This is a genomic window from Pseudomonas sp. GW823-FHT02F05 (assembly GCF_058797315.1).
Genome location: NZ_JBXAJM010000006.1, coordinates 51,525 through 74,933, shown reverse-complemented (window position 1 = coordinate 74,933; position 23,409 = coordinate 51,525). Strand labels below are relative to the sequence as shown.

Below are 23,409 nucleotides of genomic sequence, written 5' to 3'. Positions count from 1 at the left end.
CCGATTACCCCACTTTCACCATGTGCGGTTGCGAGCTGCGCTCGGTAGGCAGGTGATCGAGGTCACGGCTGACGAGCAACAGGACTTCTGCCGACGCATCCGATACCTGAGCCTTGTAGCCGGCGATCGAACGGGCGAAGACGTTGTAGATGACCACCGCAGGAATTGCGGCAACCAGGCCCAGGGCGGTAGCCAGCAGGGCTTCGGCGATGCCGGGGGCAACGACGGCGAGGTTGGTGGTCTGGGTTTTGGCGATACCGATGAAGCTGTTCATGATGCCCCACACGGTACCGAACAGGCCGACGAAGGGTGCGGTGGAACCGATGGTAGCGAGTACGCCGGTGCCGCTGCTCATATTACGGCCGCAGGCGGCCACCAGGCGCTCAAGGCGGAAGCTGACGCGCTCCTTGATGCCTTCTTTTTCACGGGTGTTGGCCGACAGGCGCATTTCTTCCAGTGCGTCGTGCACCAGCAGGTTGGCCAGGGTGCCCTTCTTGGTCGCGGTTTCGCTCGCTTCCTTGAGGGTGGTGGCTTTTTTCAGGTGGACGATTTCAGCGCGCAGACGACGCTTGGCGCCCAACAGCTCGAAGCCTTTGGCAATCCAGATGGTCCAGGTGATGATCGAGGCAATGGCCAGGCCGATCATTACGGCTTTCACCACCACGTCAGCATTCTGGTACATGCCCCATGGGGACAAGTCGTGGGCCATCCCCAGGGTGTTGTCTTCTTCCAGCACCACGCCGGTTTCGTCGGCAGGTGCGGCGGCGCCGGCGGCCTGGGCCGGGTCGGTGGCCACTGGCGCGACGGCAGGCGTTGCCGCAGTAGCGGCATTTTGCTCGGCAGCTGCCGGAGCGGCTGGGGCAGTGGCGTCAGCGAATGCGGCGGTCGGTGCCAGCAATACGCTGAACAGCATCGCAGCAATCGCACGCCAGGCGCGGGAGGGGCTGTGAAGCTTGGTTGGCGAAGCGGGGGTTGTATGACGTGTCATGCTGGCCGGACCTGAGAGAAAAAATGGGTGATCGTCCTTCCAGACCATTTAGGGTCGAGGACAAATGGGCGGTTATTATTGCAAGTAATTCTTGTTAACTAAAGTGGCACTGTTACTTTATTTCGCTTTTTACTGGCCGTTGATCCACTCGCGCGGCTAATCTGCGCCTTTGAGAATGGAGTTTTATGATGTCTGCGCCTTCTGTTGTGATTGCCGGTTGCGGTGATGTGGGTAGTCGGCTGGCTAGTCAATTGCTGGCCTTGGAATGGGAGGTCCACGGCCTGCGCCGCGATATTTCACGCTTGCCCGACGGTGTGATCGGCATTGCCGGCGATCTGTTCAAAAAGGACTGCCCGGACACCTGGCCGATCGGCGGGGTGGATTATCTGGTGTACTGCGCCGCTGCCACCGACCACGACGAGGCCGGCTATCGCGCCGCCTACGTGCAAGGGTTGCAGCATGTGTTGGAGTGGTTGGAAGACTACGGCCAGACGCCCAAGCATTTGCTGTTTGTCTCCAGCAGCAGTGTGTATGGGCAGCAAAACGGCGAGTGGGTCGACGAAACGTCCGAGACGCAAGCGAAGGGCTATTCCGGGCAGGTGATGCTGGAAGCTGAACAGGTGGCGCTCAACAGCGGTATTCCAGCGACCATCGTGCGACTGACCGGGATTTACGGCCCGGGTCGGGAATGGCTGCTCACTCAGGTTCGCCAAGGCTATCGCGTAGCGGTTGACCCGCCGTTGTATGGCAACCGTATCCACGCCGATGACGCCGCGGGCCTGCTCGCCTTTTTGCTGCGGCATGTGGAGAAGGGCGGTTCGCTGGACAAGGTCTATATCGGCGTTGACGATGCGCCGGCACCACTGGCCGAGGTGGTGGCGTGGTTGCGCGAGTACCTGGGTGTGACCGAATGGGCCGAGGACGCCAGTGTGCGGCGTGCGGGGAGCAAGCAGTGCAGTAATGCACGTATCAAGGCGCTTGGCTGGACGCCGACATACCCGACTTACCGGGAAGGCTATGCGGCGATTCTGAAAGGCTGAAGCGCGGCAAAAAATGTGGGAGCTGGCTTGCCTGCGATAGCGGTATATCAATCACATCTTTGTTGGATGTAATACCGTCATCGCAGGCAAGCCAGCTCCCACATTTGGATTTGGGCGAGGCTTTAATTACTTCTCAAGCAACCATTGGCGAGTGCCTGGCGTAAACGAAGGCACTTCATCGGCCTGCGCGGTATTGATCGCCTGGAAGATCTCCAGTTGCTTACCCTTGCGCGTGAAGATCCATGGGTTGCCCTGGCCGTCCAGTTGCAGCCAGATGCTGTCGTAGCCGCCGCTCATGGAGGCGCAATCGCCTGCCAGGCAGAGTGAATAGCGATCAACCCCCGGCAGGCCGGCGACCTTGCCGTCTGCCTGGAACTGCACCGTGGCACCGCTGCCGGTGCCGTCGCTGATCTTCCAGTCGCCGCCCATATAGGCCGCATACAACGCGCGCTCGAAGGTGGCGCCCAGTGGCGCGCCTTCCGGTGCGGGTTCTTTGGCGCGGGCAAACAGCTGTTCGGGCTCATTGTCGTTGGCCACTTGCAGCAGTTGCTTGCCTTTGCGCTTGAGTTCGGTGGCTGAGCTGCCATAGAAGTCCACGCTCCACGCGCCGGGCTTTTCACCCGACAACTTGCCTTCCGCCACTTCAAAACCGTTGTAGTAGCGCGCCTGCAAAGCCTTGGTGTTGACCTCCCACTCGAGGTTGGGGCCATAGGACTGCAGGGCTTCACGCAAAGGGCCGCCCTTGGCTGCCGCGTCGATGGCGGCCTGGTTGATCCAGGTACCGCTTACATCCAGGTCGGCGGGGTTGCTGGCACAGCCGCCGAGCAACAGGGCGAGCAACGAGGAGGCTACAAGCGCTTTGCGCATTACGAAATCCTTCTGAAACGAAGTCGGCGCAGCCTGTTTGGGCTGCGCCGGGTGTTTTACTCGATGACCAGAATGGCGTCCATCTCAACCTGTGCACCCTTTGGCAGGGCGGCAACGCCGATGGCGGCGCGGGCTGGGTAAGGTTGTTCGAAGTACTTGCCCATGATCTCGTTGACCTTGGCAAAGTGGCTGAGGTCGGTGAGGAAGATGTTCAGCTTGACGATGTCCTTGAACGAACCACCGGCAGCTTCAGCCACGGACTTGAGGTTTTCAAAGACCTGCACGGTCTGGGCTTCGAAGCCTTCAACCAGTTCCATGGTCTTTGGGTCCAGCGGGATCTGGCCGGACATGTAGACGGTGTTGCCCGCCTTGATCGCCTGGGAATAAGTGCCGATGGCGGCTGGAGCTTTATCGCTGGTGATAACTGTCTTGGTCATGAATGACTCCTTGTAATGGATCGGTTATGCACGCATGCGGGTGATGCGGATCACACCGGTCAAGGCGCGCAACTTTTTGATCACGCGGGCCAGGTGCACGCGGTCGTGCACGCTGACCACCAGTTGGACCACGCTGATGCGACCATCGCGTTCGTCCATGCTGATTTTCTCGATATTGCCGTCGGCTGCGTTGACACTGCTGGCCAGCAGGGCGATGAGGCCGCGCTGGTGTTCCAGCTCAACTCGCAGTTCGACGTTGAATTCGCCGGTGACATCTTTGGCCCACGAGAGCTGGATGCATTTTTCCGGGTTGTGGCGGATTTCGGTGATGTTGCGGCAGTTGTCCAGGTGCACCACCATGCCTTTGCCGGCGGACAAGTGGCCGACAATCGGGTCGCCCGGGATCGGCGTGCAACATTTGGCGTAGCTGAGCACCAGGCCCTCGGTGCCGCGAATCGCCAGTGGGCCTTCAGGGCTCGGCAACTGTTCGCCTTCGCCCAGCAGGCGGCGCGCAACCACGTAGGCCATGCGGTTGCCCAGGCCGATGTCTTCCAGCAGGTCTTCGATGGTTTCCTGTCGGTACTCGTGGAGCATCGCTTGCACGCGCTCTTGCGGAATCTTGTCCAGGGCGCTGTCGAAGCCGTTGAGCACCTTGTTCAGCAGGCGTTCGCCCAGGCTGATGGATTCGGAGCGGCGCTGCAATTTCAGCGCGTGGCGAATATGCGTACGGGCCTTGCCGGTGACCACAAAGTTGAGCCAGGCCGGGTTCGGGCGAGCGCCCGGTGCGCTGACGATCTCCACCGTGGAACCGCTTTGCAGCGGTTCGGACAACGGGGCAAGGCGCCGGTTGATGCGACAGGCGATGCAGCTGTTGCCGACATCGGTGTGCACCGCGTAGGCAAAGTCGACCGCCGTGGAGCCTTTGGGCAGCTCCATGATCCGGCCTTTGGGCGTGAACACGTAGACCTCGTCCGGGAACAGGTCGATCTTCACGCTTTCGATAAATTCTAGGGAGTTGCCGGCACGTTGCTGCATTTCCAGCACGCCCTTGACCCATTGGCGCGCACGGGCATGGGTGCCTTTGGGCTGCTCGTCGCCGCTGGACTTGTACAGCCAGTGGGCGGCAATGCCGTTGTTGGCCATTTCTTCCATTTCGCGGGTGCGGATCTGGATCTCGATCGGCACGCCGTGCATGCCAAACAGGGTGGTATGCAGCGACTGGTAGCCGTTGGCCTTGGGAATTGCGATGTAGTCCTTGAAGCGGCCCGGCAGGGGCTTGTACAAATTATGTACAGCTCCCAGTACGCGGTAGCAGGTATCGACCTTGTCGACGATGATCCGGAACGCATAGACGTCCATGATCTCGTTGAAGGCCCGACGCTTGCCGCGCATCTTTTTGTAGATGCCGTAGATGTGCTTCTGCCGGCCGCTGACCTCGCCCTCGATTTCGTCAATCGCCAGGCAATGGCTCAGGGACTCTTCGATCTTGTTGACGATTTCCTTGCGGTTGCCCCGTGCGCGCTTGACCGCCTGGTAGATGCGCGCCGAACGCATGGGGTGCATGGCTTTAAAGCCCAGGTCTTCGAATTCGATACGAATGGCGTGCATGCCCAGCCGGTTGGCGATGGGCGCATAGATTTCCAGGGTTTCCTTGGCGATGCGCCGGCGCTTTTCGCCGGACAGCACTTCCAGCGTGCGCATGTTGTGCAGCCGGTCGGCCAGCTTGACCAGAATCACCCGAATGTCTCGGGCCATGGCCATGGCCATCTTCTGGAAGTTTTCCGCCTGGGCTTCGGCCTTGGTCTCGAAGTTCATCTGGGTCAGCTTGCTGACCCCGTCGACCAGTTCGGCCACGGTTTCGCCAAATTGCGCACTGAGCGCTTCCTTGGCAATGCCGGTGTCTTCGATCACGTCATGCAGCATCGCGGCCATCAGGCTCTGATGGTCCATGTGCATGTCGGCAAGAATATTGGCCACCGCAAGAGGATGGGTGACATACGCCTCGCCGCTACGTCGGCGTTGGCCGTCGTGGGCTTGTTCGGCGTAGAAATACGCTCGGCGAACCAGGTTGACCTGGTCTGCGCCGAGGTAGGCCGATAAGCGATCGGCGAGGGCGTCTATGCTCGGCAAAGTGTGAACTCCTGCCGATGGCTGTGACCCCGCGCCGTGCTACGTCGACCAGGCATAGGCTTAGACGTCCTCGTTGGACTCGCCTTCGAACGCTGCAAACAGCGGTTCGTCTTCAACGATTTCGGCGTTGGCGATGAACTCGTAGCTCATCAGGCCTTCAGCGATTTCACGCAGGGCTACAACGGTAGGCTTGTCGTTTTCCCACTGGACCAGAGGCTCTTTGCCGCCAGTGGCCAGTTGACGGGCACGCTTGGTAGAGAGCATGACCAGCTCAAAGCGGTTATCCACGTGTTCTAGGCAGTCTTCAACGGTTACGCGGGCCATGGTATTCCTCGGAGCGAATGCAAGATGCGCGCTGCCCGGTTGGGCGAGCGGACTGAGCAGTTTAAAAAATCACCAGCGTTTAGGGAAGCGCTGATTTTTCGCAGGCCTTCGCAAAACCGCTACAAGTGCCAATGTAAGGCCCTTGCAGCTGTTTTGGGAAGAGTCAATCAGCCGAGCAATTCGGCGAGTAATTTGCCGAAACGCTGCTGTTGGCGCTTTTGCTGCAGTTGGTTGGCGCGGAAAATCGCCTTCAAATCATCCAGGGCGTGGGTAAAGTCGTCATTGATGACCAGGTAGTCATAGTCGACGTAATGGCTCATCTCGCTGACGGCTTCACGCATGCGGCCCTCGATGATCTCATCGCTGTCCTGGCCGCGGTTGGTCAGGCGTTGGTGCAGTGCTTGGAGCGATGGCGGCAGGATGAAGATGGAGCGCGCCTTGGGCATCAGCTGGCGCACTTGCTCGGCGCCCTGCCAGTCGATCTCCAGGATCAGGTCGTGGCCTTCGTCCAGGGTCTGCTGCAGGTGGCTCTGCGAGGTGCCGTAGAGGTTGCCGAACACTTCGGCGCGCTCCAGGAAGTCACCGTGTTCGATCATCTTGACGAACTCGGTACGCTCGACGAAGTGATAGTGCACGCCGTCCACTTCGCCCGGGCGCATGGCGCGGGTGGTGTGCGAGACCGAAATGCGGATCTGCTCGTCAGCGTCGGTCAAGGCCTTGACCAGGCTGCTCTTGCCCGCGCCCGAAGGGGCGGAAATGATGTAAAGGGTGCCGGTGCTGTGGGTCATGGAGGGTGCCTTACTCAATATTCTGTACTTGTTCGCGCATTTGCTCGATCAACACTTTGAGGTTGACCGCCGCCGTGGTGCTGCGCGGGTCGAACGCTTTGGAGCCCAGTGTATTGGCTTCGCGGTTGAGTTCCTGCATCAGGAAGTCCAGGCGCCGACCGGCGGCACCGCCGGACTTGAGTACGCGGCGCACTTCAAGGATATGGGTGCTCAGGCGGTCGAGTTCTTCGGCCACGTCGCTCTTCTGCGCGAGCAGGACCATTTCCTGTTCCAGGCGCGTCGGATCGAGGTCGGCCTTCATGTCGGTGAAGCGGTCGAGGACCTTCTGGCGCTGGGTGGCGAGCATCTGCGGTACCAATTCGCGCAGGGTCACTACGTCGGCTTCGATCGATGTCAGCCGCTCGTTGATCAGGCGCGCCAGTTCGGCGCCTTCGCGTTCACGGCCGGCCTTGAGCTCCTTCAGGCCCTGGTTGAACAGGGAGAGGGCTTCGGCATTCAAGGCCTGTGGGTCTGCCGCGTCGGCCACCAGCACGCCGGGCCAGGCCAATACTTCCAGAGGGTTCAATGCGGCTGGCTGTTTGATCAGGCCGGCGATGGTTTCGGCCGCGGCCACCAGTTGGGCGGCGCGGTCTCGGTCGACCTGCAGCGGCTTGCCGGTGGTTTCTTCGGTAAAGCGCAGGGTGCATTCCAGCTTGCCGCGGGAGATGCCCTGGCGCAGCGCTTCACGCACGGCACCTTCAAGGTCGCGGAATGACTCTGGCAGGCGCAGGTGCGGCTCCAGGTAACGGCTGTTGACCGAGCGCAGTTCCCAGCTGAGGGTGCCTTGGACCCCGGCTTTTTCGACACGGGCGAAGGCGGTCATGCTGTGCACCATGGAGGTACCTCGCGATGCAGTCCCGCAAATACGGGCTGATGGGTAAATTGAAGCCGACAGGCTGCGAAGGCGCAGGAGTGTAGCGCAGTGGGGCGGGTGCGCCAAAACAATGGCCGATCGCCTGACCATTCGTAACCGAATTTTTTAGAAGTGCCTCGAACCGGCTTGCGGCTCTATAATGCTCGGCAGTTTTTCGTCCTCAGTACAGGTATCCCCTATGAAACGTCCAAGTGGTCGCGCTGCCGATCAGCTCCGCTCGATCCGCATCACCCGCAACTACACCAAACACGCCGAGGGATCCGTACTGGTCGAGTTTGGCGATACCAAGGTCATCTGCACTGTCAGCGTCGAAAACGGCGTGCCGCGCTTCCTCAAGGGCCAGGGCCAGGGTTGGTTGACCGCTGAATACGGCATGCTGCCGCGCGCCACTGGCGAGCGTAACCAGCGTGAAGCCAGCCGTGGCAAGCAAGGCGGGCGTACCCTGGAAATCCAGCGCCTGATCGGCCGCTCCCTGCGTGCCGCCCTGGATATGTCCAAGCTGGGTGACGTCACCCTCTACGTCGACTGCGACGTGATCCAGGCTGACGGCGGTACCCGCACGGCGTCCATCACCGGCGCCATGGTGGCCCTGGTCGACGCTTTGAAAGTCATCAAGAAGCGTGGCGGCCTGAAAGCGGGTGACCCGCTCAAGCAGATGATCGCCGCTGTGTCTGTTGGCATGTACCAGGGCGAGCCTGTGCTGGACCTGGACTACCTGGAAGACTCGGCCGCCGAGACCGACCTCAACGTGGTCATGACCAGCACCGGTGGTTTCATCGAAGTGCAGGGCACTGCCGAAGGCGCGCCATTCCAGCCGGCTGAGCTGAACGCCATGCTGGCCTTGGCCCAGAAAGGCATGACCGAAATCTTTGAATTGCAGAACGCCGCGCTGGCTGACTGAGCCGGCCCAAGGAGAAACGCCATGAATGACAGCCAGTTGCCGGTTCCGGCACCGTCCAAGGAAGTACGCCAGTGGGCAATGTTGTGTCATTTTGCGGCATTCCTGGGGTTGGTATTCCCCTTCGGCAGCTTGCTGGGGCCGTTGATCCTGTGGCAGTTCAAGAAGGACATGGACCCGCTCATCGATGACCAGGGCAAGGAGGCGCTGAATTTCCAGATCACCGTGGCGATCGCCTGGCTGGTGTGCCTGTTGCTGGGCTTCGTGGTCGTTGGCTTCTTGCTGATGACCGTGCTGGTGATTGGTGCGTTGATACTGACGATCATCGCCGGTATCAAGGCCAACAAAGGCATTGCCTATCGCTATCCGTGGACCTGGCGCCTGGTCAAGTAACCGGGCGGCCACAAAAAAACCGACATCACTGTCGGTTTTTTTGTGCCTGAAAAAAGACCTCAGATGGTCAATGTCCAGTCGTAGTCCACGATCAGCGGCGCGTGCTGCGAGAAGCGCGGCTGGCGCGGCAGGCGTGCACTGCGTACGAACCGGCGCAGACCTGGGGTCAGCAGCTGGTAGTCGAAACGCCAGCCCAGGTTGAGCATCTCAGCCTGTTCGTTATCTGGCCACCAGCTGTACTGGTCGCCTTCGCGGCTGACTTCACGCAGGGCATCGACATAGCCCATGTTGCCGACAATCTCGTCCATCCAGGCGCGTTCTGGCGCCAGGAAGCCCGGGGATTGCTGGCTGTCGCGCCAGTTCTTGATATCCAGTTTCTGTTGCGCCACGTACAGCGAGCCACAATAAATGTACTCGCGACGTTTGCGTCGCTGCTTATCCAGGTAACGGGCGAAATCGTCCATTAGCTTGAATTTCTGGTTCAAGTCTTCATCGCCGTTCTGCCCGGAAGGAAGCAGCAAGGTCGCGATGCTGACCTTGTCGAAATCGGCTTGCAGGTAACGCCCGTAGCGGTCGGCTGTCTCGAAGCCGAGGCCGCTGATGACCGCCTTGGGTTGCAACCGCGAGTACAAAGCCACGCCACCTTGGGTGGGCACTTCGGCATCGCAGGCATAAAGGAAGTAGCCATCCAGTTGGAAGGCTGGGTCGTCCAGTTCAAAGGCGGAGGCACGGGTGTCCTGCAGGCAGATGACGTCGGCATTCTGTGCTTGCAGCCAACTGAGCAAACCACGCTCGACTGCAGCCTGAATACCATTAACGTTCACACTGATGATCCGCATAAATGGCCCCAAAAATCGCGTGCGTGTATGATACACGCCGTCCACCCAATTAGCTAAATCCGTGGTATCTGAGGCTTTTTTCATGCAGGCGTATCAGCGCGATTTCATTCGTTTTGCCATCGATCGCGGCGTTTTACGCTTCGGTGAGTTCACCCTCAAGTCCGGGCGCACCAGCCCGTACTTCTTCAATGCGGGCCTGTTCAACTCAGGTTCGGCCCTGGCTCAGCTGGGCCGTTTCTATGCGGCAGCCATCGTTGAGAGCGGTATTTCCTTCGACGTACTCTTTGGCCCGGCCTACAAGGGTATTCCCCTGGCAGCGGCGACGGCGATAGCCCTGGCGGAGCATCACGGGCAGGACTTGCCGTGGTGTTTCAACCGTAAGGAAGCCAAGGCCCATGGTGAAGGTGGCAGCCTGGTCGGCGCGCCATTGACCGGCGATGTGCTGATCATCGATGACGTGATCACCGCGGGTACTGCTATCCGTGAAGTGATGCAGATCATCGCTTCCCAGGACGGCGCCAAGGCTGCCGGTGTGCTGATCGCCTTGAACCGCCAGGAGCGTGGCAACGGTGAATTGTCGGCGATCCAGGAAGTGGAGCGTGACTTCGGCATTCCGGTGGTGAGCATCGTGTCGTTGAACCAGGTATTGCAGTTCCTGGAAGACGACCCGCAGCTCAAGCAACATTTGCCGGCTGTGCGTGCATACCGCGAGCAGTTCGGCGTCTGACACTGAATCCTGTGGGAGCGGGCTTGCCCGCGATAGCGGTGTGTCAGGCGGTGCATTTTTGCATGTACTGTCGTCATCGCAGGCAAGCCAGCTCCCACATTTGAACTGTGTACAAACAAAGGCCCCGCTCAATTCAATTGAGCGGGGCCTTTTGCTTTGCAGCGATCAAGGGCGCTTGCGGTTACTGATCAACGTACCGACACCGGTATCGGTGAAGATTTCCAACAGTATTGCATTTGGCACGCGGCCATCCAGGATCAGCGAGCTGCCGACGCCGCCCTGCACGGCTTCCAGTGCGCAACGGATCTTCGGCAACATGCCGCCGTAGATGGTGCCGTCGGCGATCAGGTCGTCTACCTGCTGGGTAGTCAAGCCGGTCAGTACCTTGCCTTCCTTGTCCATCAAGCCGGCGATGTTGGTCAGCAGCATCAGTTTTTCAGCCTTCAGTGCTTCCGCCACCTTACCGGCTACCAGATCGGCGTTGATGTTATAGGACTCGCCATTAGCACCCACGCCGATCGGCGCAATTACCGGGATGAAGTCGCCCTTGACCAGCAGGTTGAGCAAATCGGTATTGATGCCGATGACTTCGCCCACCTGGCCGATGTCGATGATTTCCGGCTGGGTCATCTCCGGCGTCTTGCGGGTCACGGTCAGTTTCTTGGCGCGGATCAGTTCCGCATCCTTGCCGGTCAGGCCGATGGCGCTGCCGCCGTGGCGGTTGATCAGGTTGACGATGTCTTTGTTGACCTGGCCACCGAGGACCATTTCCACCACGTCCATGGTTTGCGCGTCAGTGACACGCATGCCATCGATGAAGTGACTCTCGATCGACAAACGCTTGAGCAGGTCGCCAATTTGCGGGCCGCCGCCGTGGACGACCACGGGGTTGATCCCCACAGCCTTCATCAGCACGATGTCGCGGGCAAAGCCGGTTTTCAGCTCATCGCTTTCCATGGCATTGCCGCCGTACTTGATCACCAGCGTCTTGCCGACGTAGCGTCGAATATAAGGCAACGCTTCGGACAGGACCTTGGCGGTGTTGGCAGCGGCTTCGCGTTCGAGGGTCATTCAGGGCTCCGGGCAAAAATCAGAACGGTAATTGGAGATCAGGGGCAACACGTTTCAACTGGGCGTGGAACACGTCCTTGATGCGCTGCAACTCCGCTTCGGTATCCGCCTCGAAACGCAGGACCAGCACCGGTGTGGTGTTGGACGCGCGAACCAGGCCCCAGCCTTTGGCGTAATCGACTCGCACACCATCAATGGTGGTCAGGTTGGCGCCTTCACCCCATTGCGCATCGTGCAATGCGTCAATGATGCTGAATTTGCTCTCCTCGGTCACATGGATATTGATCTCAGGCGTAGAAATATCATTCGGGAAGGTCTGAAACAGCTCTTGCGCCGTGGATTTCTCCTTGCTGAGGATCTCCAGCAGACGAGCGGCGCTGTAAATACCGTCGTCAAACCCGAACCAGCGCTCCTTGAAGAAGACGTGGCCGCTCATTTCACCGGCCAACAGCGCGCCGGTTTCCTTCATTTTCTTTTTGATCAACGAGTGACCGGTCTTCCACATTAGCGGGCGACCACCGTATTCCTTGATCAATGGCGTCAGGCGACGAGTGCATTTCACATCGAAGATGATCTCGGCGTTGGCATTGCGCGCAACCACGTCTCTAGCAAACAGCATCAACAGGCGGTCCGGGAACACGATCTCGCCGGTTTCGGTCACCACGCCCACACGGTCGCCGTCGCCATCGAAGGCCAAGCCGACGTCGGCGCCCACTTCCTTGACCTTGGCAATCAGGTCTACCAGGTTTTCCGGCTTGCCTGGGTCCGGGTGATGGTTGGGGAAGTTGCCGTCTACTTCGCAGAACAGTGGGATCACTTCGCAGTTCAGGGCTTCGAGCAATTGCGGGGCAATCACACCCGCTGCGCCGTTGCCGCAGTCCACCACGACTTTCAAGCGGCGGGCGAGCTTGACGTCGCGAGTGATTTCATCGGAGTAGCGCTGGAGGATATCGACCTTGGTGATGCTGCCGGTGCCGCTGGTCAAGTCGTTGGTCTTCAGGCGGGTGTGCAGGGCCTGGATCTGTTCATTGGCGAGGGTGTCGCCAGCGATGACGATCTTGAAGCCGTTGTAATCCGACGGATTGTGGCTGCCGGTGAGCATGACCCCGGATTTGCCCGCCAGTACGTTGGCGGCGTAGTACAGCGCGGGGGTTGGCACCAGGCCGACGTCGCTGACATGGCAGCCGCTGTCAGCCAGGCCCTGGATGAGTTGCTCGACCAACTCCGGGCCGGACAAGCGGCCGTCACGGCCTACCGAGACGTTGGGTTCGCCTTGGGCCAGGCTCTGGGAGCCTATGGCGCGGCCGATCCAGTAGGCGGTTTCGGCGGTCAGGGTCTTGGGGACCACACCACGGATGTCATAGGCGCGAAAAATGCTGTCGGGAAAGGTCGGGGCTACGCGGGCTGCGGTACTCATCGCGGGGGAAACTCCATCTGAAAGGGGGCAAGGCGGGCCTGATGTGGCTGGCCGGCAGGCTCAAACTGAAGGGTATGACGGCGTTTTCGGCAGAGAGTTCGTGGTGTAAAAATGCCATCGGCGCTTCGGCCTCGGCATTATTTTTACCTAATCCTTTGATTTCATTATAGAAATCTCGATGATCATTTCCGTGCATTCTTTATCCTGAAAGGCCGGGCGGCGGTGTGTGGCCGGTCGATTGCGCCCGGCCACGTTCAGCTTAGTCAGTGACTGCCGGAATGCCCAAAACCGCCTGCACCACGTTGGGTTTCGTCGAATTCCTGCACCAATTCGAAATGCGCCTGCACCACCGGCACCAGTACCAGTTGGGCGATGCGCTCGCCGACGGCGATGTTGAAAGCAGTCTGGCCACGGTTCCAGCACGACACCATCAACTCGCCCTGGTAGTCGGAATCGATCAGGCCGACCAGGTTGCCTAGCACGATGCCATGTTTATGGCCCAAGCCGGAGCGCGGCAGGATCAGCGCCGCCAGGCCAGGATCGCCGACATAGATCGACAAGCCCGTGGGAATCAGGATGGTCTGGCCCGGCTCAAGGACGGTGTCTTGCTTGAGCATGGCGCGCAGGTCCAGGCCGGCGGAGCCCGGTGTGGCGTAGGCCGGCAGGGGAAAGTCGTTGCCGAGGCGTGGGTCGAGGATCTTGGCTTGTAAAGCATGCATGGACATTAAACCTGGTTCAGCCGTTGGGCGATAAAAGAGATCAGTTGGCGGGCAATCTTGCCCTTGCTGGTCTGGGCGAAAAGGGTGGCGTGCAATTCACGGTCGATCACGCTGCACGCATTTTCCTCGCTGTTGAAGCCGATGCTCGGGTTGGCGACATCATTGGCAACGATCAGGTCGAGGTTTTTGTCTTTCAGTTTGCGTGCGGCGTAGTCCAGCAGGTGCTCGGTCTCGGCTGCGAAGCCGACGCTGAACGGACGGTCCGGACGGGTAGCGATGGTGGCCAGGATGTCCGGGTTACGCACCATTTGCAGGAGCAGGCCGTCGCCGCTCGTAGGGTCTTTCTTGAGCTTCTGCGGGGCCACGACCTCGGGTCGGTAATCCGCAACCGCTGCCGAGGCGATAAACAGGTCGCAGGGAATGGCGGCTTCGCAGGCCGCCAACATGTCCCGGGCGCTGACTACGTCGATACGCGTAACGCGATCAGGGGTCGGCAAATGTACCGGGCCGGTTATCAGTGTGACCCGTGCGCCTGCCTCGACCGCAGCTTCTGCCAACGCGAAGCCCATTTTTCCTGAGCTATGGTTGGTGATGTAGCGCACCGGGTCGATGTTTTCCTGGGTCGGGCCGGCGGTGATCAGCACGTGCTTGCCGGTCAGGGCCAGATGCTGGAAGCACTCGGCGGCGCACTGCGCCAGGTCGGTGGCTTCGAGCATGCGGCCCAGGCCGACGTCGCCGCAGGCCTGGCTGCCGGAAGCCGGGCCGAACACCTTGAGGCCGCGGGTTTGCAGGAGTTGGGTATTGGCCTGGGTGGCCGGATCGCGCCACATGGCCTGGTTCATGGCCGGTGCGATAGCGACGGTGGCGTCGGTGGCCAATACCAGGGTGGTGAGCAGGTCATCGGCAATGCCCTGGGCCAGGCGGGCGATCAGGTCGGCAGTGGCCGGGGCTATCAGCACCAGGTCGGCCCATTTGGCCAGTTCGATATGGCCCATGGCGGCTTCTGCGGCCGGGTCCAGCAGGTCGAGGTGAACCGGGTGGCCGGACAACGCTTGCATGGTCAGCGGGGTGATGAACTCACTGCCACCACGGGTCATGACCACGCGCACTTCGGCGCCCTGGTCCAGGAGCCTGCGAACCAACTCTGCGCTCTTGTAGGCGGCAATGCCGCCGCCGACGCCGAGAACGATGCGTTTCCGATACAGACGCTGCATTGGTTTGCCTTTCCAGTTCAGTGATGCCAGTTCAATGACACCTGCGATGACCCCTCCCCAGGTGAAATCGCAGGCAAAAAAGAGGGCCCTACGATAACACAGCGCCCGCCGGGCAACAGCGGAGCAGATACAGGGAGGTGGGATGAGTATTCGTGATTGGCCCGTGGCAGAGCGTCCACGGGAGAAGTTATTGGAAGGCGGCGCGGCGAGCCTGTCCGATGCCGAGCTGTTGGCGATCTTCCTGCGTACGGGGGTGGCCGGCCGAAGTGCGGTGGATCTGGCGCGCCATCTGTTGGCGCAATTCGGTGGCCTGCGCCCGTTACTGGAGGCCAGCCAGACGCTGTTCAGCCAGCATCTGGGGCTGGGGCCGGCGAAGTTTGCCCAGTTGCAGGCGGTGCTTGAGATGTCCCGGCGCCACCTGGCCGAGCGCTTGCGGACTGACTCTGTGCTGGAAAGCCCGCTGGCAGTGCGCGAGTACCTCAAGGCACTGCTGCGCCATGAGCCCCATGAGATCTTCGGCTGCCTGTTCCTGGACTCCAAGCATCGGGTGCTAGGGTTCGAGGTCATGTCCCAAGGCACGATCGACGCTGCGATTGTCTACCCGCGACAGGTGGTCAAGCGCGCCTTGGCGTACAACTCGGCGGCATTGATCCTGTGTCATAACCATCCGTCGGGAAGCACGGAGCCCAGCGCGGCTGATCGAAAATTGACCAAGCTGCTGCAAAAGGCGCTGGACGTGGTGGATGTGCGGGTGCTGGACCACATCATCGTGGGCGATGGTGACCCGCTGTCGATGGCTGAATACGGTTGGCTGTAACGGCCCTGCCTCTGTAGGAGCGAGCTTGCTCGCGAAAAACCAGAGGGCCCCGCGGGGTGTCAGGTTTTTCCGCGTCATCGTTGACGATTTTCGCGAGCAAGCTCGCTCCTACAGGTGGGGGGTTGTGCCTTAGGGCTTGAGGCTGACTTTCGAATAGTCCTGGCGCCCGAACGGGCTTACCTGGTACCCCTGGATGTTCTTGCGGGTCAAGGCAAACGCCGTCGGATGCGCCAGTGGCAGCCACAGCGCCTGTTGCTGGATCTGCGCCTGGGCCTGCTGATACAGCTTGCTGCGCACACCTTGCTCACTGGTGGTTTTGCCCGCGCTGATCAACTTATCCAGGGTGGGGTCGCAATAGCGGGCAAAGTTGGTGCCGGACTTCACCGCTGCGCATGAGAACTGCGGCGTCAGGAAGTTATCCGGGTCGCCGTTGTCGCCGGCCCAGCCCATGAACAGCAAGTCGTGCTCGCCGGCCTTGGCGCGGCGGATCAACTCGCCCCATTCGATCACGCGAATCTCTGCCTGGATGCCAACCTTGGCCAGGTCGGCCTGCAACAGTTGGGCGCCGAGGTTCGGGTTGGGGTTCAGCAGGCTGCCCGTAGGGCGGGTCCATATTGTGGTCTTGAAGCCGTCCTTGAGCCCGGCGCGGCCCAGCAGCGCCTTGGCTTTGGCGAGGTCCTGCGGGTAGCCTGGCAACTCCTTGGCATAGCTCCAAGTGTTCGGCGGGTAGACACCGTTGGCTGCTTCGGCGGTGCCTTCGAACACGGCCTTGAGGTAGCTGCCCTTATCAAAGGCCAGGTTGATCGCCTGGCGCACTTCGGGCTTGTCCAGCGGTGGGTGCTGGCTGTTGATGGCGACGAACGCGGTCATGAAGGCGGCGGTTTTTTCCACCTTCAGCGCCGCGTCTTTTTCGGCCTCGCCCACATCCAGGGGCTTGGGTGACAGGGCGATCTGGCATTCATCGCGGTGCAGCTTCTGCAGGCGTACGTTGGCGTCCGGGGTGATGGCGAAAATCAGGTTGTCCACCGCCGGTTTGCCGGCGAAGTAGTCCGGGTTGGCCTTGTAACGCACCACGGCATCTTTCTGGAAACGCACGAACACAAACGGGCCGGTGCCGATTGGCTGGCTGTTGAGCTTCTCGGGTGTGCCGGTCTTGAGCAATTTATCGGCATATTCAGCCGGATAGATCGACGCAAAGCCCATGCTCAGTGCTGGGAGGAAGGTGGAATCGGCATGGTCGAGGGTGAAGCGTACGGTCAGTGGGTCAAGGGCGTCGATTTTCTTGACCAGTGCCGGCAATTGCAGGGATTGGGCGTGAGGAAAGCCGCTCTGGGCGATCTTGTGCCACGGGTTGGCCGGGTCGAGCATGCGCTCGAAGCTGAAGCGTACATCTTCGGCCGTCAGGGTGCGGCTTGGGCTGAAATAGCTGGTGCGATGGAATTTCACATCGGGGTGCAGTTTGAAGGTGTACGTCAGCCCATCGGGCGACACTTCCCAGCTATCTGCAAGGCTCGGTACCAACTTGCCACTGGCCGCGTCGAATTCCACCAAACGGTTCATCAGCACGTCGGCCGAGGCGTTGGTGGTGGTCAGTGAGTTGTACTGCACCACATCGAACCCTTCGGGGCTGGCCTCGGTGCATACGCCCAAGTTGGTGGCCGCAACGGCCATCGGCGCAATAAAGAGAGGGGCAAGCAATAGCGGTAGGGCAGCGAGGCGCATATTCGGTTTCCTGTGCAGATCGAAGGCCCATCTGCGAGTGCAGTCTGGAAAAAGCCTACCGTAGAGGTCTGATTGATAAATGACTAGCCCATTTTTGCCTGTGCTTTTGGCCAAAATGCTGTTTTGATGGCGCCTCAGCGTGTTTCGCCGTGCACTTCCCTGTGACCGCAGACGTTGTAAATCATTCTGTGCGACGAGCGGTCGGCTGTTACAGCGGCCCCTCCTGGCAGCGGTTCAGGCACTTGTGGCCAAGATTTACGCTGCTAAAAGTACACAGGTTGTTGTTGCACTGGGGTCTTTCTGGTATAAAGCAGCGCTCTTTTCTAGGGGCCCGGTTCCTTCACTGTAGGTGTAGCCGGTAAGACCCTAAAGAAACGCGGCGCCTGGCGCCAAATGACTGAGAGATTAAGCGGCCAACCCATGCCGGGTTGGGCATGTGGTTTTAGAGGGCTGAGGCATGTCGAGAGTCTGTCAAGTTACCGGTAAGGGTCCGGTGACTGGGAATAACATTTCCCACGCAAATAACAAAACCCGTCGTCGTTTCCTGCCGAACCTGCAGCATCACCGCTTCTGGGTTGAAGAAGAGAAACGTTTTGTTCGCCTGCGTGTATCTGCTAAAGGCATGCGTATTATCGACAAGCGTGGCATCACTGTCGTGCTGGCCGAAATCCGCGCCGCTGGCAAGATCTAAGGAGCTCTATCATGCGTGAATTGATTCGAATGATCTCTAGCGCCGGTACTGGTCACTTCTACACTACCGACAAGAACAAGCGTACTACCCCGGACAAGCTCGAAAAGAAAATGTTCGACCCGCGCGTTCGCAAGCACGTGATCTACAAAGAAGGCAAAATCAAGTAATTGATTTTCTTCCTTGTGAAAAAAAGCCCGTATCTCACGATACGGGCTTTTTTTTGCCTGATCGTTCCCACGCTCTGCTGATCGTTCCCACGCTCGCGTGGGAATGCCGTCTCGGACGCTCAGCGTCCCGTTGTCGATCAACCAATGATCAGGCTTTCTCTTCAAACACCACGTAGATCTTGCGGCACGCTTCCAGCACTTCCCAGGTACCACTGAAACCGGCAGGGATCACAAAGCGGTCGCCGGCCCGCAGTGTCTTGGCATTCCCCTCGGCATCGCGCAACACCGACACGCCTTGTACGATCTCGCAGTACTCATGCTCGGTGTAATTGACCTTCCACTGGCCCACTTCACCTTCCCAGACGCCCGCGTTCATCTGGCCGCATGGGCTGTTGTAGTGGTTGTAGAGTGTCTGTTCGGGGTCGCCCTTGAGGATTTTCTCGGCGGCAGGGCGGTAGCGTTCGGGGGCGGTGTTGGCTTGGCTGAAATCGACGATGTCCTGGATGCTCATGTGCATTTCCCGTCTGGCCTGCAGTTGGAGAGCCCAAAGTCTATGTTTATTAAAATGAACATCGCAAGGGCGTTTGCCGCCGTTCTGTCAAATATATTGAAACATCCCCAGCCGCTGGTTTAGGGTGGCAGCTGCCTTGAGCCGAACAGCAGGCTGGCCGGGCAAGCATTCGTGATGGCGCCGGGATAAACCTCCCAGGCCCTTGTATTCAATAAGAGGAGGACACTCGCATGACCACCCTGACCCGTGCCGACTGGGAACAACGCGCCAAGGCTCTGAAAATCGAAGGCCGCGCCTATATCAATGGCGAATACACCGCCGCCGTTTCCGGTGACACCTTCGAATGCATCAGCCCGGTGGATGGGCGCTTGCTAGCCACTGTCGCCAGCTGTGATGCCAGCGACGCCCAGCGCGCCGTGGAAAATGCGCGTGCCACCTTCAATTCCGGTGTGTGGTCGCGCCTGGCACCAGCCAAGCGCAAGTCCGTCATGATCCGTTTCGCCGCGCTGCTCAAGGCTAACGCCGAAGAGCTGGCGCTGCTTGAAACCCTGGATATGGGCAAGCCCATCAGCGATTCCCTGAACATCGACGTCCCCGGCGCGGCGCAAGCCCTGAGCTGGAGCGGCGAGGCGATCGACAAGATCTACGACGAAGTCGCCGCCACGCCCCACGATCAACTGGGCCTGGTGACCCGCGAGCCCGTCGGTGTTGTTGGCGCCATCGTGCCGTGGAACTTCCCGTTGATGATGGCGTGCTGGAAACTCGGCCCGGCGCTGTCCACCGGCAACTCTGTCATCCTGAAGCCGTCCGAAAAATCCCCGCTCACCGCCATCCGCATCGCCGCGTTGGCCGTTGAGGCTGGTATTCCAAAGGGCGTGTTCAACGTGCTGCCTGGCTATGGTCACACCGTCGGTAATGCCCTGGCGGTGCATATGGACGTCGATACCCTGGTGTTCACGGGCTCCACCAAGATCGCCAAGCAACTGTTGATCCGCTCCGGCGAGTCGAACATGAAGCGTGTATGGCTGGAAGCCGGTGGCAAGAGCCCGAACATCGTGTTTGCCGACGCGCCGAACCTGCAAGCGGCGGCCGAATCCGCCGCCAGCGCCATTGCCTTCAACCAGGGCGAAGTCTGCACTGCCGGCTCGCGCCTGCTGGTCGAGCGTTCGATCAAAGACACCTTCCTGCCGCTGGTGATCGAGGCCCTCAAGGGCTGGAAACCCGGCAATCCACTGGACCCAGCCACCACTGTGGGTGCATTGGTGGATACGCAGCAGATGAACACCGTGCTTTCGTACATTGAAGCCGGCCACGCCGACGGCGCCAAGCTGGTCGCGGGTGGCAAGCGCACCCTGGAAGAGTCCGGCGGCACCTACGTCGAGCCGACGATTTTCGACGGCGTGACCAATGCCATGAAGATCGCCCAGGAAGAGATCTTTGGCCCGGTCCTGTCGGTGATCACTTTCGACAGCGCCGAAGAAGCCATCGCCATCGCCAACGACACCCAATACGGCCTGGCTGCGGCGGTGTGGACGGCGGACATCTCCAAGGCACACCTGACGGCCAAGGCGCTGCGCGCCGGCAGCGTGTGGGTTAACCAGTACGACGGCGGCGACATGACTGCACCGTTCGGTGGTTTCAAGCAGTCGGGTAATGGCCGCGACAAGTCGCTGCATGCATTCGACAAGTACACCGAGCTGAAGGCGACCTGGATCAAGCTCTAAGCAACACTGCTGATCCCCCTGTAGGAGCGAGCTTGCTCGCGAAGAACCTGAAGGCGCCGCGTTTATCCAGCATGAACGCGTCATCGTTAACGTTTTTCGCGAGCAAGCTCGCTCCTACAGTCGTTTTGCGAAGCAGAATTATTCACAGGAGCGTGGCAATGCGTTGGGCGACATATTTCGCCGTGCTGGCGTCGGTACTCAGCGTTGGCCTGGCTCTGGGTGTCAGCATGCCGTTGGTATCCCTGCGTCTTGAAGGCTGGGGTTATGGCAGTTTCGCTATTGGCGTGATGGCGGCGATGCCGGCATTCGGCGTACTGCTAGGTGCCAAGGTCTCCAGCCGCATGGCGTCCTGGCTCGGCACTGCCAACCTGATGCGCCTGTGCCTGTGGGCCGGTGCGGTGTCCATCGGCTTGCTGGCGATCCTGCCCAGCTACCCGGTGTGGCTGGTGCTCAGGCTGATGATCGGGGTGATCCTGACCATCGTATTTATCCTGGGTGAAAGCTGGATCAACCAATTGGTGGTCGAGCAGTGGCGTGGCCGCCTGGTGGCGCTGTATGGCTGCAGCTATGCCTTGAGCCAGCTGTCGGGGCCGTTGCTGTTGGGCCTGATTGGCACCGACCATGACTACGGCTTCTGGGTCGGCGCGGGCCTTTTGGTGGTGGCGCCGCTGCTGTTGCTGGGACGTACCGGGGCGCCGACGGCGGATTCGTTCAGCGTGACCTTTGGCGACCTGTGGCGCTTTTGCCTGGGCCTGCCGGCGATTGCCTGGGCCGTGGCGTTGTTTGCTGCGTTCGAAGCGATGATCCTGACGCTGTTGCCGGTGTACTGCCTGCAACAGGGTTTTACTGCCGAGATCGCCTTGGCGATGGTCAGCACGGTGGTGGTGGGCGATGCGTTGCTGCAATTGCCCATTGGCGCGCTGGCCGACTATCTGCCGCGACGTACCCTGTTTCTGGCCTGTGCACTGCTGTTGCTGGCGTCGAGCCTTGCGGTGCCGTTATTGATGCACACGTTGCTGATCTGGCCGGTGTGGGTGCTGTTCGGTGCCAGTGCCGGTGGGTTGTTCACCTTGTCGCTGATTTTGATTGGCGAGCGCTACCGCGACGATGCGTTGGTGCGTGCCAACGCTCACGTGGCGCAGCTGTGGGGTATTGGCTGTCTGATCGGGCCGCTGGTGGCGGGGGCGGGCAGCCAGTGGATCAGTGGGCATGCGCTGCCGCTGTTGATGGCGGCCGGGGCGCTGGGGTTGGTGGTGCTGTTGCTGCGTCAGGGGGCTTTCGGCGCTACGCAGCCGGCCTGACCTCGAAATGCAATCAATTGTGGGAGCCGGGCTTGCCTGCGATAACGGTTTGCCAGTCGCTTATGTGTTGCCTGGCACACCGTTATCGCGGGCAAGCCCGGCTCCCACAGGTGATGTGCAGTGTTTTTTAGAGCATGCGTTCCAGGCCAACACTGGTGGCGAACCAGGCATTGAACCGTCGCCACCAACTGCCCGGTTCGCGGGTCAGGGTGTGCATCTGGCCGTTGTCTTCTGTCACCCACACCACCTGGCTGTCCTGCAGTTTGGCCTCATAGCTCAACGCCGGCGCCATACCTTCCAGCGCCAGGTTGCGCACGTGTTCGGCCAGCTCTGGGCTGTCCACCAGTACGCCGACTTCGGTATTCCACAACACTGAGCGCGGGTCGAAATTGAACGAGCCGATAAACGACTTTTCTCGGTCGAAGATCATCGCCTTGCTGTGCAGGCTGGAGTCCGAGCCGCGCCAGCTGCCATGCCGAAACAGGTGCGGGCCGCTGCTTGCGCTGGGGTCGCCCGGTTGCCGGCGCAGCTCATAGAGCTTTACCCCGTGCTCCAGCAGCGCCTTGCGATACGGCGCATAACCGCCGTGCACGGCCGGTACGTCGGTGGCTTCGAGGGCGTTGGTCAGCAGGCGCACCGAAACACCCGCATCGGCACGCCCTGTGAGGTAGACCAGCCCAGGTTGGCCCGGTACGAAGTAAGCCGAAATCATGATCAGCTCATGGCTGACACCCGCCAGCTCTGGCGCCAGCTGAGTGGTCAGCAGCAGTCGAGGGTCGGGGTCGGCCTTGGCCAGTACCTTGCTCGGCGCGTCCCACAGCGCCTGGTTCCAGGCCCAGATCAACTCGCGGCGCCAGATGTCCATGCGGGGCTGGGTCTGGTAAGTGCGCAGGCGGTTATACAGCGCGTGGTTCTGTTGACGGGACTGATCCAGGGAGGCTTCAAGGCGCCCGCGGGCGACGGCGAGGTCGACCTTGGAGGGTTTGTTCGAGACGAAGTCATCGATAGGCTTGCTCAAGGCGCTGTTCCAGTACTGGTCGAAGCTGTGACCCAATTGCTCGGCCACCGGCCCGACGCTGAGCATGTCGATATCGGTGAAATTCAGGTTCGGTTCGGCGTCGAAATACTCGTCGCCCAGATTGCGCCCGCCAACGATGGCCGCGCTGTTATCGGCCAGCCACAGCTTGTTATGCATGCGCCGGTGTTGCAGTGACAGGTTGAATACACGGCCCATGGCGCGCGTGACGCCGGTGCTACGGCCCAGATGCAGCGGGTTGAACAGGCGTATATGCACCTTGGGATGGGCGGCGAGGGTGGCGATGATCTGGTCGAGGCCATCGCTGGTGGTGTCGTCCAGCAAAATCCGCACGCGCACCCCGCGGTCGGCGGCCTTGAGCAGTTCGTCCACAAGCATGCGTGTACTGATGCCGTCGTGCACGATGTAGTACTGCAAGTCGAGGCTGGTCTGGGCGTTGCGGATCAACTCGGCACGTGCCATGAAGGCTTCACTGCTGTTGGGCAGCAAGCGGAAGCCCGAGCGTCCTTGGTAGGGGGCGGCCTGGGCCTGGATCGAGCGACCGAACGAGGAGTCCTTCGCCGGCAGGGCATCGCTGGGGATGCGCGGGGTGTCGACCGTGGCGCAGCCGCCCAGGGCCAGGGCGGCCAGCAGGCAAAACGGTAAAAGCCGTCGAATCATCAAGGAAACTGCTTC

The 23,409-nt window shown here is 60.5% G+C and carries 23 protein-coding genes and 1 pseudogene; 9 read left to right on the top strand and 15 right to left on the bottom strand.

What is annotated here, in order from left to right:
- Positions 1–4: 4 nt before the first annotated feature.
- Complete coding sequence (exbB, locus tag AC1RAC_RS09570; RefSeq protein WP_034129097.1) at positions 5–988, bottom strand: tonB-system energizer ExbB; 984 nt, start codon at positions 986–988, stop codon at positions 5–7.
- Positions 989–1,176: 188 nt separating this feature from the next.
- Here exbB and AC1RAC_RS09565 point away from each other — a divergent pair, with 188 nt between their 5' ends.
- Entirely contained in the window at positions 1,177–2,028 is an 852-nt protein-coding gene (locus tag AC1RAC_RS09565; RefSeq protein WP_492616520.1) for an SDR family oxidoreductase, read from the top strand.
- A 126-nt stretch (positions 2,029–2,154) separates the two neighbouring features.
- Here AC1RAC_RS09565 and AC1RAC_RS09560 read toward each other — a convergent pair whose 3' ends face one another.
- The 6 genes from AC1RAC_RS09560 to AC1RAC_RS09535 form a co-directional block, all read right to left on the bottom strand.
- Positions 2,155–2,895, bottom strand: coding sequence for a hypothetical protein (locus tag AC1RAC_RS09560; RefSeq protein WP_057975250.1), 741 nt, complete (start codon positions 2,893–2,895; stop codon positions 2,155–2,157).
- 56 nt (positions 2,896–2,951) lie between these two features.
- Positions 2,952–3,332, bottom strand: coding sequence for a RidA family protein (locus AC1RAC_RS09555; RefSeq protein WP_003176922.1), 381 nt, complete (start codon positions 3,330–3,332; stop codon positions 2,952–2,954).
- 24 nt (positions 3,333–3,356) lie between these two features.
- Positions 3,357–5,462: a bifunctional GTP diphosphokinase/guanosine-3',5'-bis pyrophosphate 3'-pyrophosphohydrolase gene (spoT, locus tag AC1RAC_RS09550; RefSeq protein WP_003195510.1), complete on the bottom strand. Its 2,106-nt coding sequence runs from the start codon at positions 5,460–5,462 to the stop codon at positions 3,357–3,359.
- 60 nt (positions 5,463–5,522) lie between these two features.
- Positions 5,523–5,786, bottom strand: a complete 264-nt coding sequence (gene rpoZ, locus AC1RAC_RS09545) for a DNA-directed RNA polymerase subunit omega (protein ID WP_003195508.1) — start codon at positions 5,784–5,786, stop codon at positions 5,523–5,525.
- A 167-nt stretch (positions 5,787–5,953) separates the two neighbouring features.
- On the bottom strand, positions 5,954–6,574 hold the full coding sequence (gene gmk / locus AC1RAC_RS09540) for a guanylate kinase (RefSeq protein ID WP_198861857.1): 621 nt from the start codon (positions 6,572–6,574) through the stop codon (positions 5,954–5,956).
- 10 nt (positions 6,575–6,584) lie between these two features.
- On the bottom strand, positions 6,585–7,448 hold the full coding sequence (locus tag AC1RAC_RS09535) for a YicC/YloC family endoribonuclease (RefSeq protein WP_492616519.1): 864 nt from the start codon (positions 7,446–7,448) through the stop codon (positions 6,585–6,587).
- Positions 7,449–7,665: 217 nt separating this feature from the next.
- Here AC1RAC_RS09535 and rph point away from each other — a divergent pair, with 217 nt between their 5' ends.
- Complete coding sequence (gene rph / locus AC1RAC_RS09530) at positions 7,666–8,388, top strand: ribonuclease PH (RefSeq protein WP_003195497.1); 723 nt, start codon at positions 7,666–7,668, stop codon at positions 8,386–8,388.
- A 21-nt stretch (positions 8,389–8,409) separates the two neighbouring features.
- On the top strand, positions 8,410–8,778 hold the full coding sequence (locus tag AC1RAC_RS09525) for a DUF4870 domain-containing protein (RefSeq protein WP_003195495.1): 369 nt from the start codon (positions 8,410–8,412) through the stop codon (positions 8,776–8,778).
- A gap of 59 nt (positions 8,779–8,837) precedes the next feature.
- On the opposite strand, the gene crc is transcribed toward AC1RAC_RS09525, so the two are convergent.
- Entirely contained in the window at positions 8,838–9,617 is a 780-nt protein-coding gene (gene crc / locus AC1RAC_RS09520) for a catabolite repression control protein Crc (RefSeq protein ID WP_003195493.1), read from the bottom strand.
- An 82-nt stretch (positions 9,618–9,699) separates the two neighbouring features.
- On the opposite strand from crc, the gene pyrE reads away from it, so the two are divergent.
- Positions 9,700–10,344, top strand: a complete 645-nt coding sequence (pyrE, locus tag AC1RAC_RS09515) for an orotate phosphoribosyltransferase (protein ID WP_034129093.1) — start codon at positions 9,700–9,702, stop codon at positions 10,342–10,344.
- Positions 10,345–10,509: 165 nt separating this feature from the next.
- On the opposite strand, the gene argB is transcribed toward pyrE, so the two are convergent.
- From argB to coaBC, 4 genes and pseudogenes are all read right to left on the bottom strand, one after another.
- Positions 10,510–11,415, bottom strand: a complete 906-nt coding sequence (gene argB, locus AC1RAC_RS09510) for an acetylglutamate kinase (RefSeq protein ID WP_003213275.1) — start codon at positions 11,413–11,415, stop codon at positions 10,510–10,512.
- A 19-nt stretch (positions 11,416–11,434) separates the two neighbouring features.
- A pseudogene (locus AC1RAC_RS09505) lies at positions 11,435–12,841 on the bottom strand (phosphomannomutase/phosphoglucomutase); the annotation flags it as partial.
- A 254-nt stretch (positions 12,842–13,095) separates the two neighbouring features.
- Complete coding sequence (dut, locus tag AC1RAC_RS09500; protein ID WP_054919777.1) at positions 13,096–13,551, bottom strand: dUTP diphosphatase; 456 nt, start codon at positions 13,549–13,551, stop codon at positions 13,096–13,098.
- Positions 13,552–13,556: 5 nt separating this feature from the next.
- On the bottom strand, positions 13,557–14,765 hold the full coding sequence (gene coaBC / locus AC1RAC_RS09495) for a bifunctional phosphopantothenoylcysteine decarboxylase/phosphopantothenate--cysteine ligase CoaBC (protein ID WP_003195481.1): 1,209 nt from the start codon (positions 14,763–14,765) through the stop codon (positions 13,557–13,559).
- 142 nt (positions 14,766–14,907) lie between these two features.
- Here coaBC and radC point away from each other — a divergent pair, with 142 nt between their 5' ends.
- Entirely contained in the window at positions 14,908–15,582 is a 675-nt protein-coding gene (gene radC, locus AC1RAC_RS09490) for a RadC family protein (RefSeq protein ID WP_034129091.1), read from the top strand.
- Positions 15,583–15,711: 129 nt separating this feature from the next.
- Here the strand turns inward: radC and AC1RAC_RS09485 are convergent, their stop codons facing one another.
- The gene (locus AC1RAC_RS09485) at positions 15,712–17,304 is read right to left on the bottom strand and encodes an ABC transporter substrate-binding protein (RefSeq protein ID WP_492616518.1); all 1,593 of its coding nucleotides are present in this window, start codon (positions 17,302–17,304) and stop codon (positions 15,712–15,714) included.
- A gap of 457 nt (positions 17,305–17,761) precedes the next feature.
- Between AC1RAC_RS09485 and rpmB the strand changes: the two genes are divergently transcribed.
- Both rpmB and rpmG read left to right on the top strand, forming a co-directional pair.
- On the top strand, positions 17,762–17,995 hold the full coding sequence (gene rpmB / locus AC1RAC_RS09480; protein ID WP_003176907.1) for a 50S ribosomal protein L28: 234 nt from the start codon (positions 17,762–17,764) through the stop codon (positions 17,993–17,995).
- An 11-nt stretch (positions 17,996–18,006) separates the two neighbouring features.
- The gene (rpmG, locus tag AC1RAC_RS09475) at positions 18,007–18,162 is read left to right on the top strand and encodes a 50S ribosomal protein L33 (protein ID WP_003176906.1); all 156 of its coding nucleotides are present in this window, start codon (positions 18,007–18,009) and stop codon (positions 18,160–18,162) included.
- 148 nt (positions 18,163–18,310) lie between these two features.
- Here rpmG and AC1RAC_RS09470 read toward each other — a convergent pair whose 3' ends face one another.
- Positions 18,311–18,673 (bottom strand): cupin domain-containing protein, encoded by a 363-nt coding sequence (locus AC1RAC_RS09470; protein ID WP_014720478.1) that lies wholly within the window; start codon positions 18,671–18,673, stop codon positions 18,311–18,313.
- A gap of 230 nt (positions 18,674–18,903) precedes the next feature.
- On the opposite strand from AC1RAC_RS09470, the gene AC1RAC_RS09465 reads away from it, so the two are divergent.
- Both AC1RAC_RS09465 and AC1RAC_RS09460 read left to right on the top strand, forming a co-directional pair.
- The gene (locus tag AC1RAC_RS09465; RefSeq protein ID WP_003195472.1) at positions 18,904–20,397 is read left to right on the top strand and encodes an aldehyde dehydrogenase; all 1,494 of its coding nucleotides are present in this window, start codon (positions 18,904–18,906) and stop codon (positions 20,395–20,397) included.
- A gap of 158 nt (positions 20,398–20,555) precedes the next feature.
- On the top strand, positions 20,556–21,698 hold the full coding sequence (locus AC1RAC_RS09460) for an MFS transporter (protein WP_019819806.1): 1,143 nt from the start codon (positions 20,556–20,558) through the stop codon (positions 21,696–21,698).
- 127 nt (positions 21,699–21,825) lie between these two features.
- Here the strand turns inward: AC1RAC_RS09460 and AC1RAC_RS09455 are convergent, their stop codons facing one another.
- Complete coding sequence (locus AC1RAC_RS09455; RefSeq protein WP_492616517.1) at positions 21,826–23,394, bottom strand: phospholipase D family protein; 1,569 nt, start codon at positions 23,392–23,394, stop codon at positions 21,826–21,828.
- Positions 23,395–23,409 lie beyond the last annotated feature (15 nt).

Excerpts from the sequence above, each read along its gene's own strand:
- exbB (WP_034129097.1), bottom strand. The coding sequence starts at position 988 with ATGACACGTCATACAACCCCCGCTTCGCCAACCAAGCTTCACAGCCCC.
- AC1RAC_RS09565 (WP_492616520.1), top strand. The coding sequence starts at position 1,177 with ATGTCTGCGCCTTCTGTTGTGATTGCCGGTTGCGGTGATGTGGGTAGT.
- AC1RAC_RS09560 (WP_057975250.1), bottom strand. The coding sequence starts at position 2,895 with ATGCGCAAAGCGCTTGTAGCCTCCTCGTTGCTCGCCCTGTTGCTCGGC.
- AC1RAC_RS09555 (WP_003176922.1), bottom strand. The coding sequence starts at position 3,332 with ATGACCAAGACAGTTATCACCAGCGATAAAGCTCCAGCCGCCATCGGC.
- rpoZ (WP_003195508.1), bottom strand. The coding sequence starts at position 5,786 with ATGGCCCGCGTAACCGTTGAAGACTGCCTAGAACACGTGGATAACCGC.
- gmk (WP_198861857.1), bottom strand. The coding sequence starts at position 6,574 with ATGACCCACAGCACCGGCACCCTTTACATCATTTCCGCCCCTTCGGGC.
- AC1RAC_RS09535 (WP_492616519.1), bottom strand. The coding sequence starts at position 7,448 with ATGGTGCACAGCATGACCGCCTTCGCCCGTGTCGAAAAAGCCGGGGTC.
- rph (WP_003195497.1), top strand. The coding sequence starts at position 7,666 with ATGAAACGTCCAAGTGGTCGCGCTGCCGATCAGCTCCGCTCGATCCGC.
- AC1RAC_RS09525 (WP_003195495.1), top strand. The coding sequence starts at position 8,410 with ATGAATGACAGCCAGTTGCCGGTTCCGGCACCGTCCAAGGAAGTACGC.
- crc (WP_003195493.1), bottom strand. The coding sequence starts at position 9,617 with ATGCGGATCATCAGTGTGAACGTTAATGGTATTCAGGCTGCAGTCGAG.
- pyrE (WP_034129093.1), top strand. The coding sequence starts at position 9,700 with ATGCAGGCGTATCAGCGCGATTTCATTCGTTTTGCCATCGATCGCGGC.
- argB (WP_003213275.1), bottom strand. The coding sequence starts at position 11,415 with ATGACCCTCGAACGCGAAGCCGCTGCCAACACCGCCAAGGTCCTGTCC.
- dut (WP_054919777.1), bottom strand. The coding sequence starts at position 13,551 with ATGCATGCTTTACAAGCCAAGATCCTCGACCCACGCCTCGGCAACGAC.
- coaBC (WP_003195481.1), bottom strand. The coding sequence starts at position 14,765 with ATGCAGCGTCTGTATCGGAAACGCATCGTTCTCGGCGTCGGCGGCGGC.
- radC (WP_034129091.1), top strand. The coding sequence starts at position 14,908 with ATGAGTATTCGTGATTGGCCCGTGGCAGAGCGTCCACGGGAGAAGTTA.
- AC1RAC_RS09485 (WP_492616518.1), bottom strand. The coding sequence starts at position 17,304 with ATGCGCCTCGCTGCCCTACCGCTATTGCTTGCCCCTCTCTTTATTGCG.
- rpmB (WP_003176907.1), top strand. The coding sequence starts at position 17,762 with ATGTCGAGAGTCTGTCAAGTTACCGGTAAGGGTCCGGTGACTGGGAAT.
- rpmG (WP_003176906.1), top strand. The coding sequence starts at position 18,007 with ATGCGTGAATTGATTCGAATGATCTCTAGCGCCGGTACTGGTCACTTC.
- AC1RAC_RS09470 (WP_014720478.1), bottom strand. The coding sequence starts at position 18,673 with ATGAGCATCCAGGACATCGTCGATTTCAGCCAAGCCAACACCGCCCCC.
- AC1RAC_RS09465 (WP_003195472.1), top strand. The coding sequence starts at position 18,904 with ATGACCACCCTGACCCGTGCCGACTGGGAACAACGCGCCAAGGCTCTG.
- AC1RAC_RS09460 (WP_019819806.1), top strand. The coding sequence starts at position 20,556 with ATGCGTTGGGCGACATATTTCGCCGTGCTGGCGTCGGTACTCAGCGTT.
- AC1RAC_RS09455 (WP_492616517.1), bottom strand. The coding sequence starts at position 23,394 with ATGATTCGACGGCTTTTACCGTTTTGCCTGCTGGCCGCCCTGGCCCTG.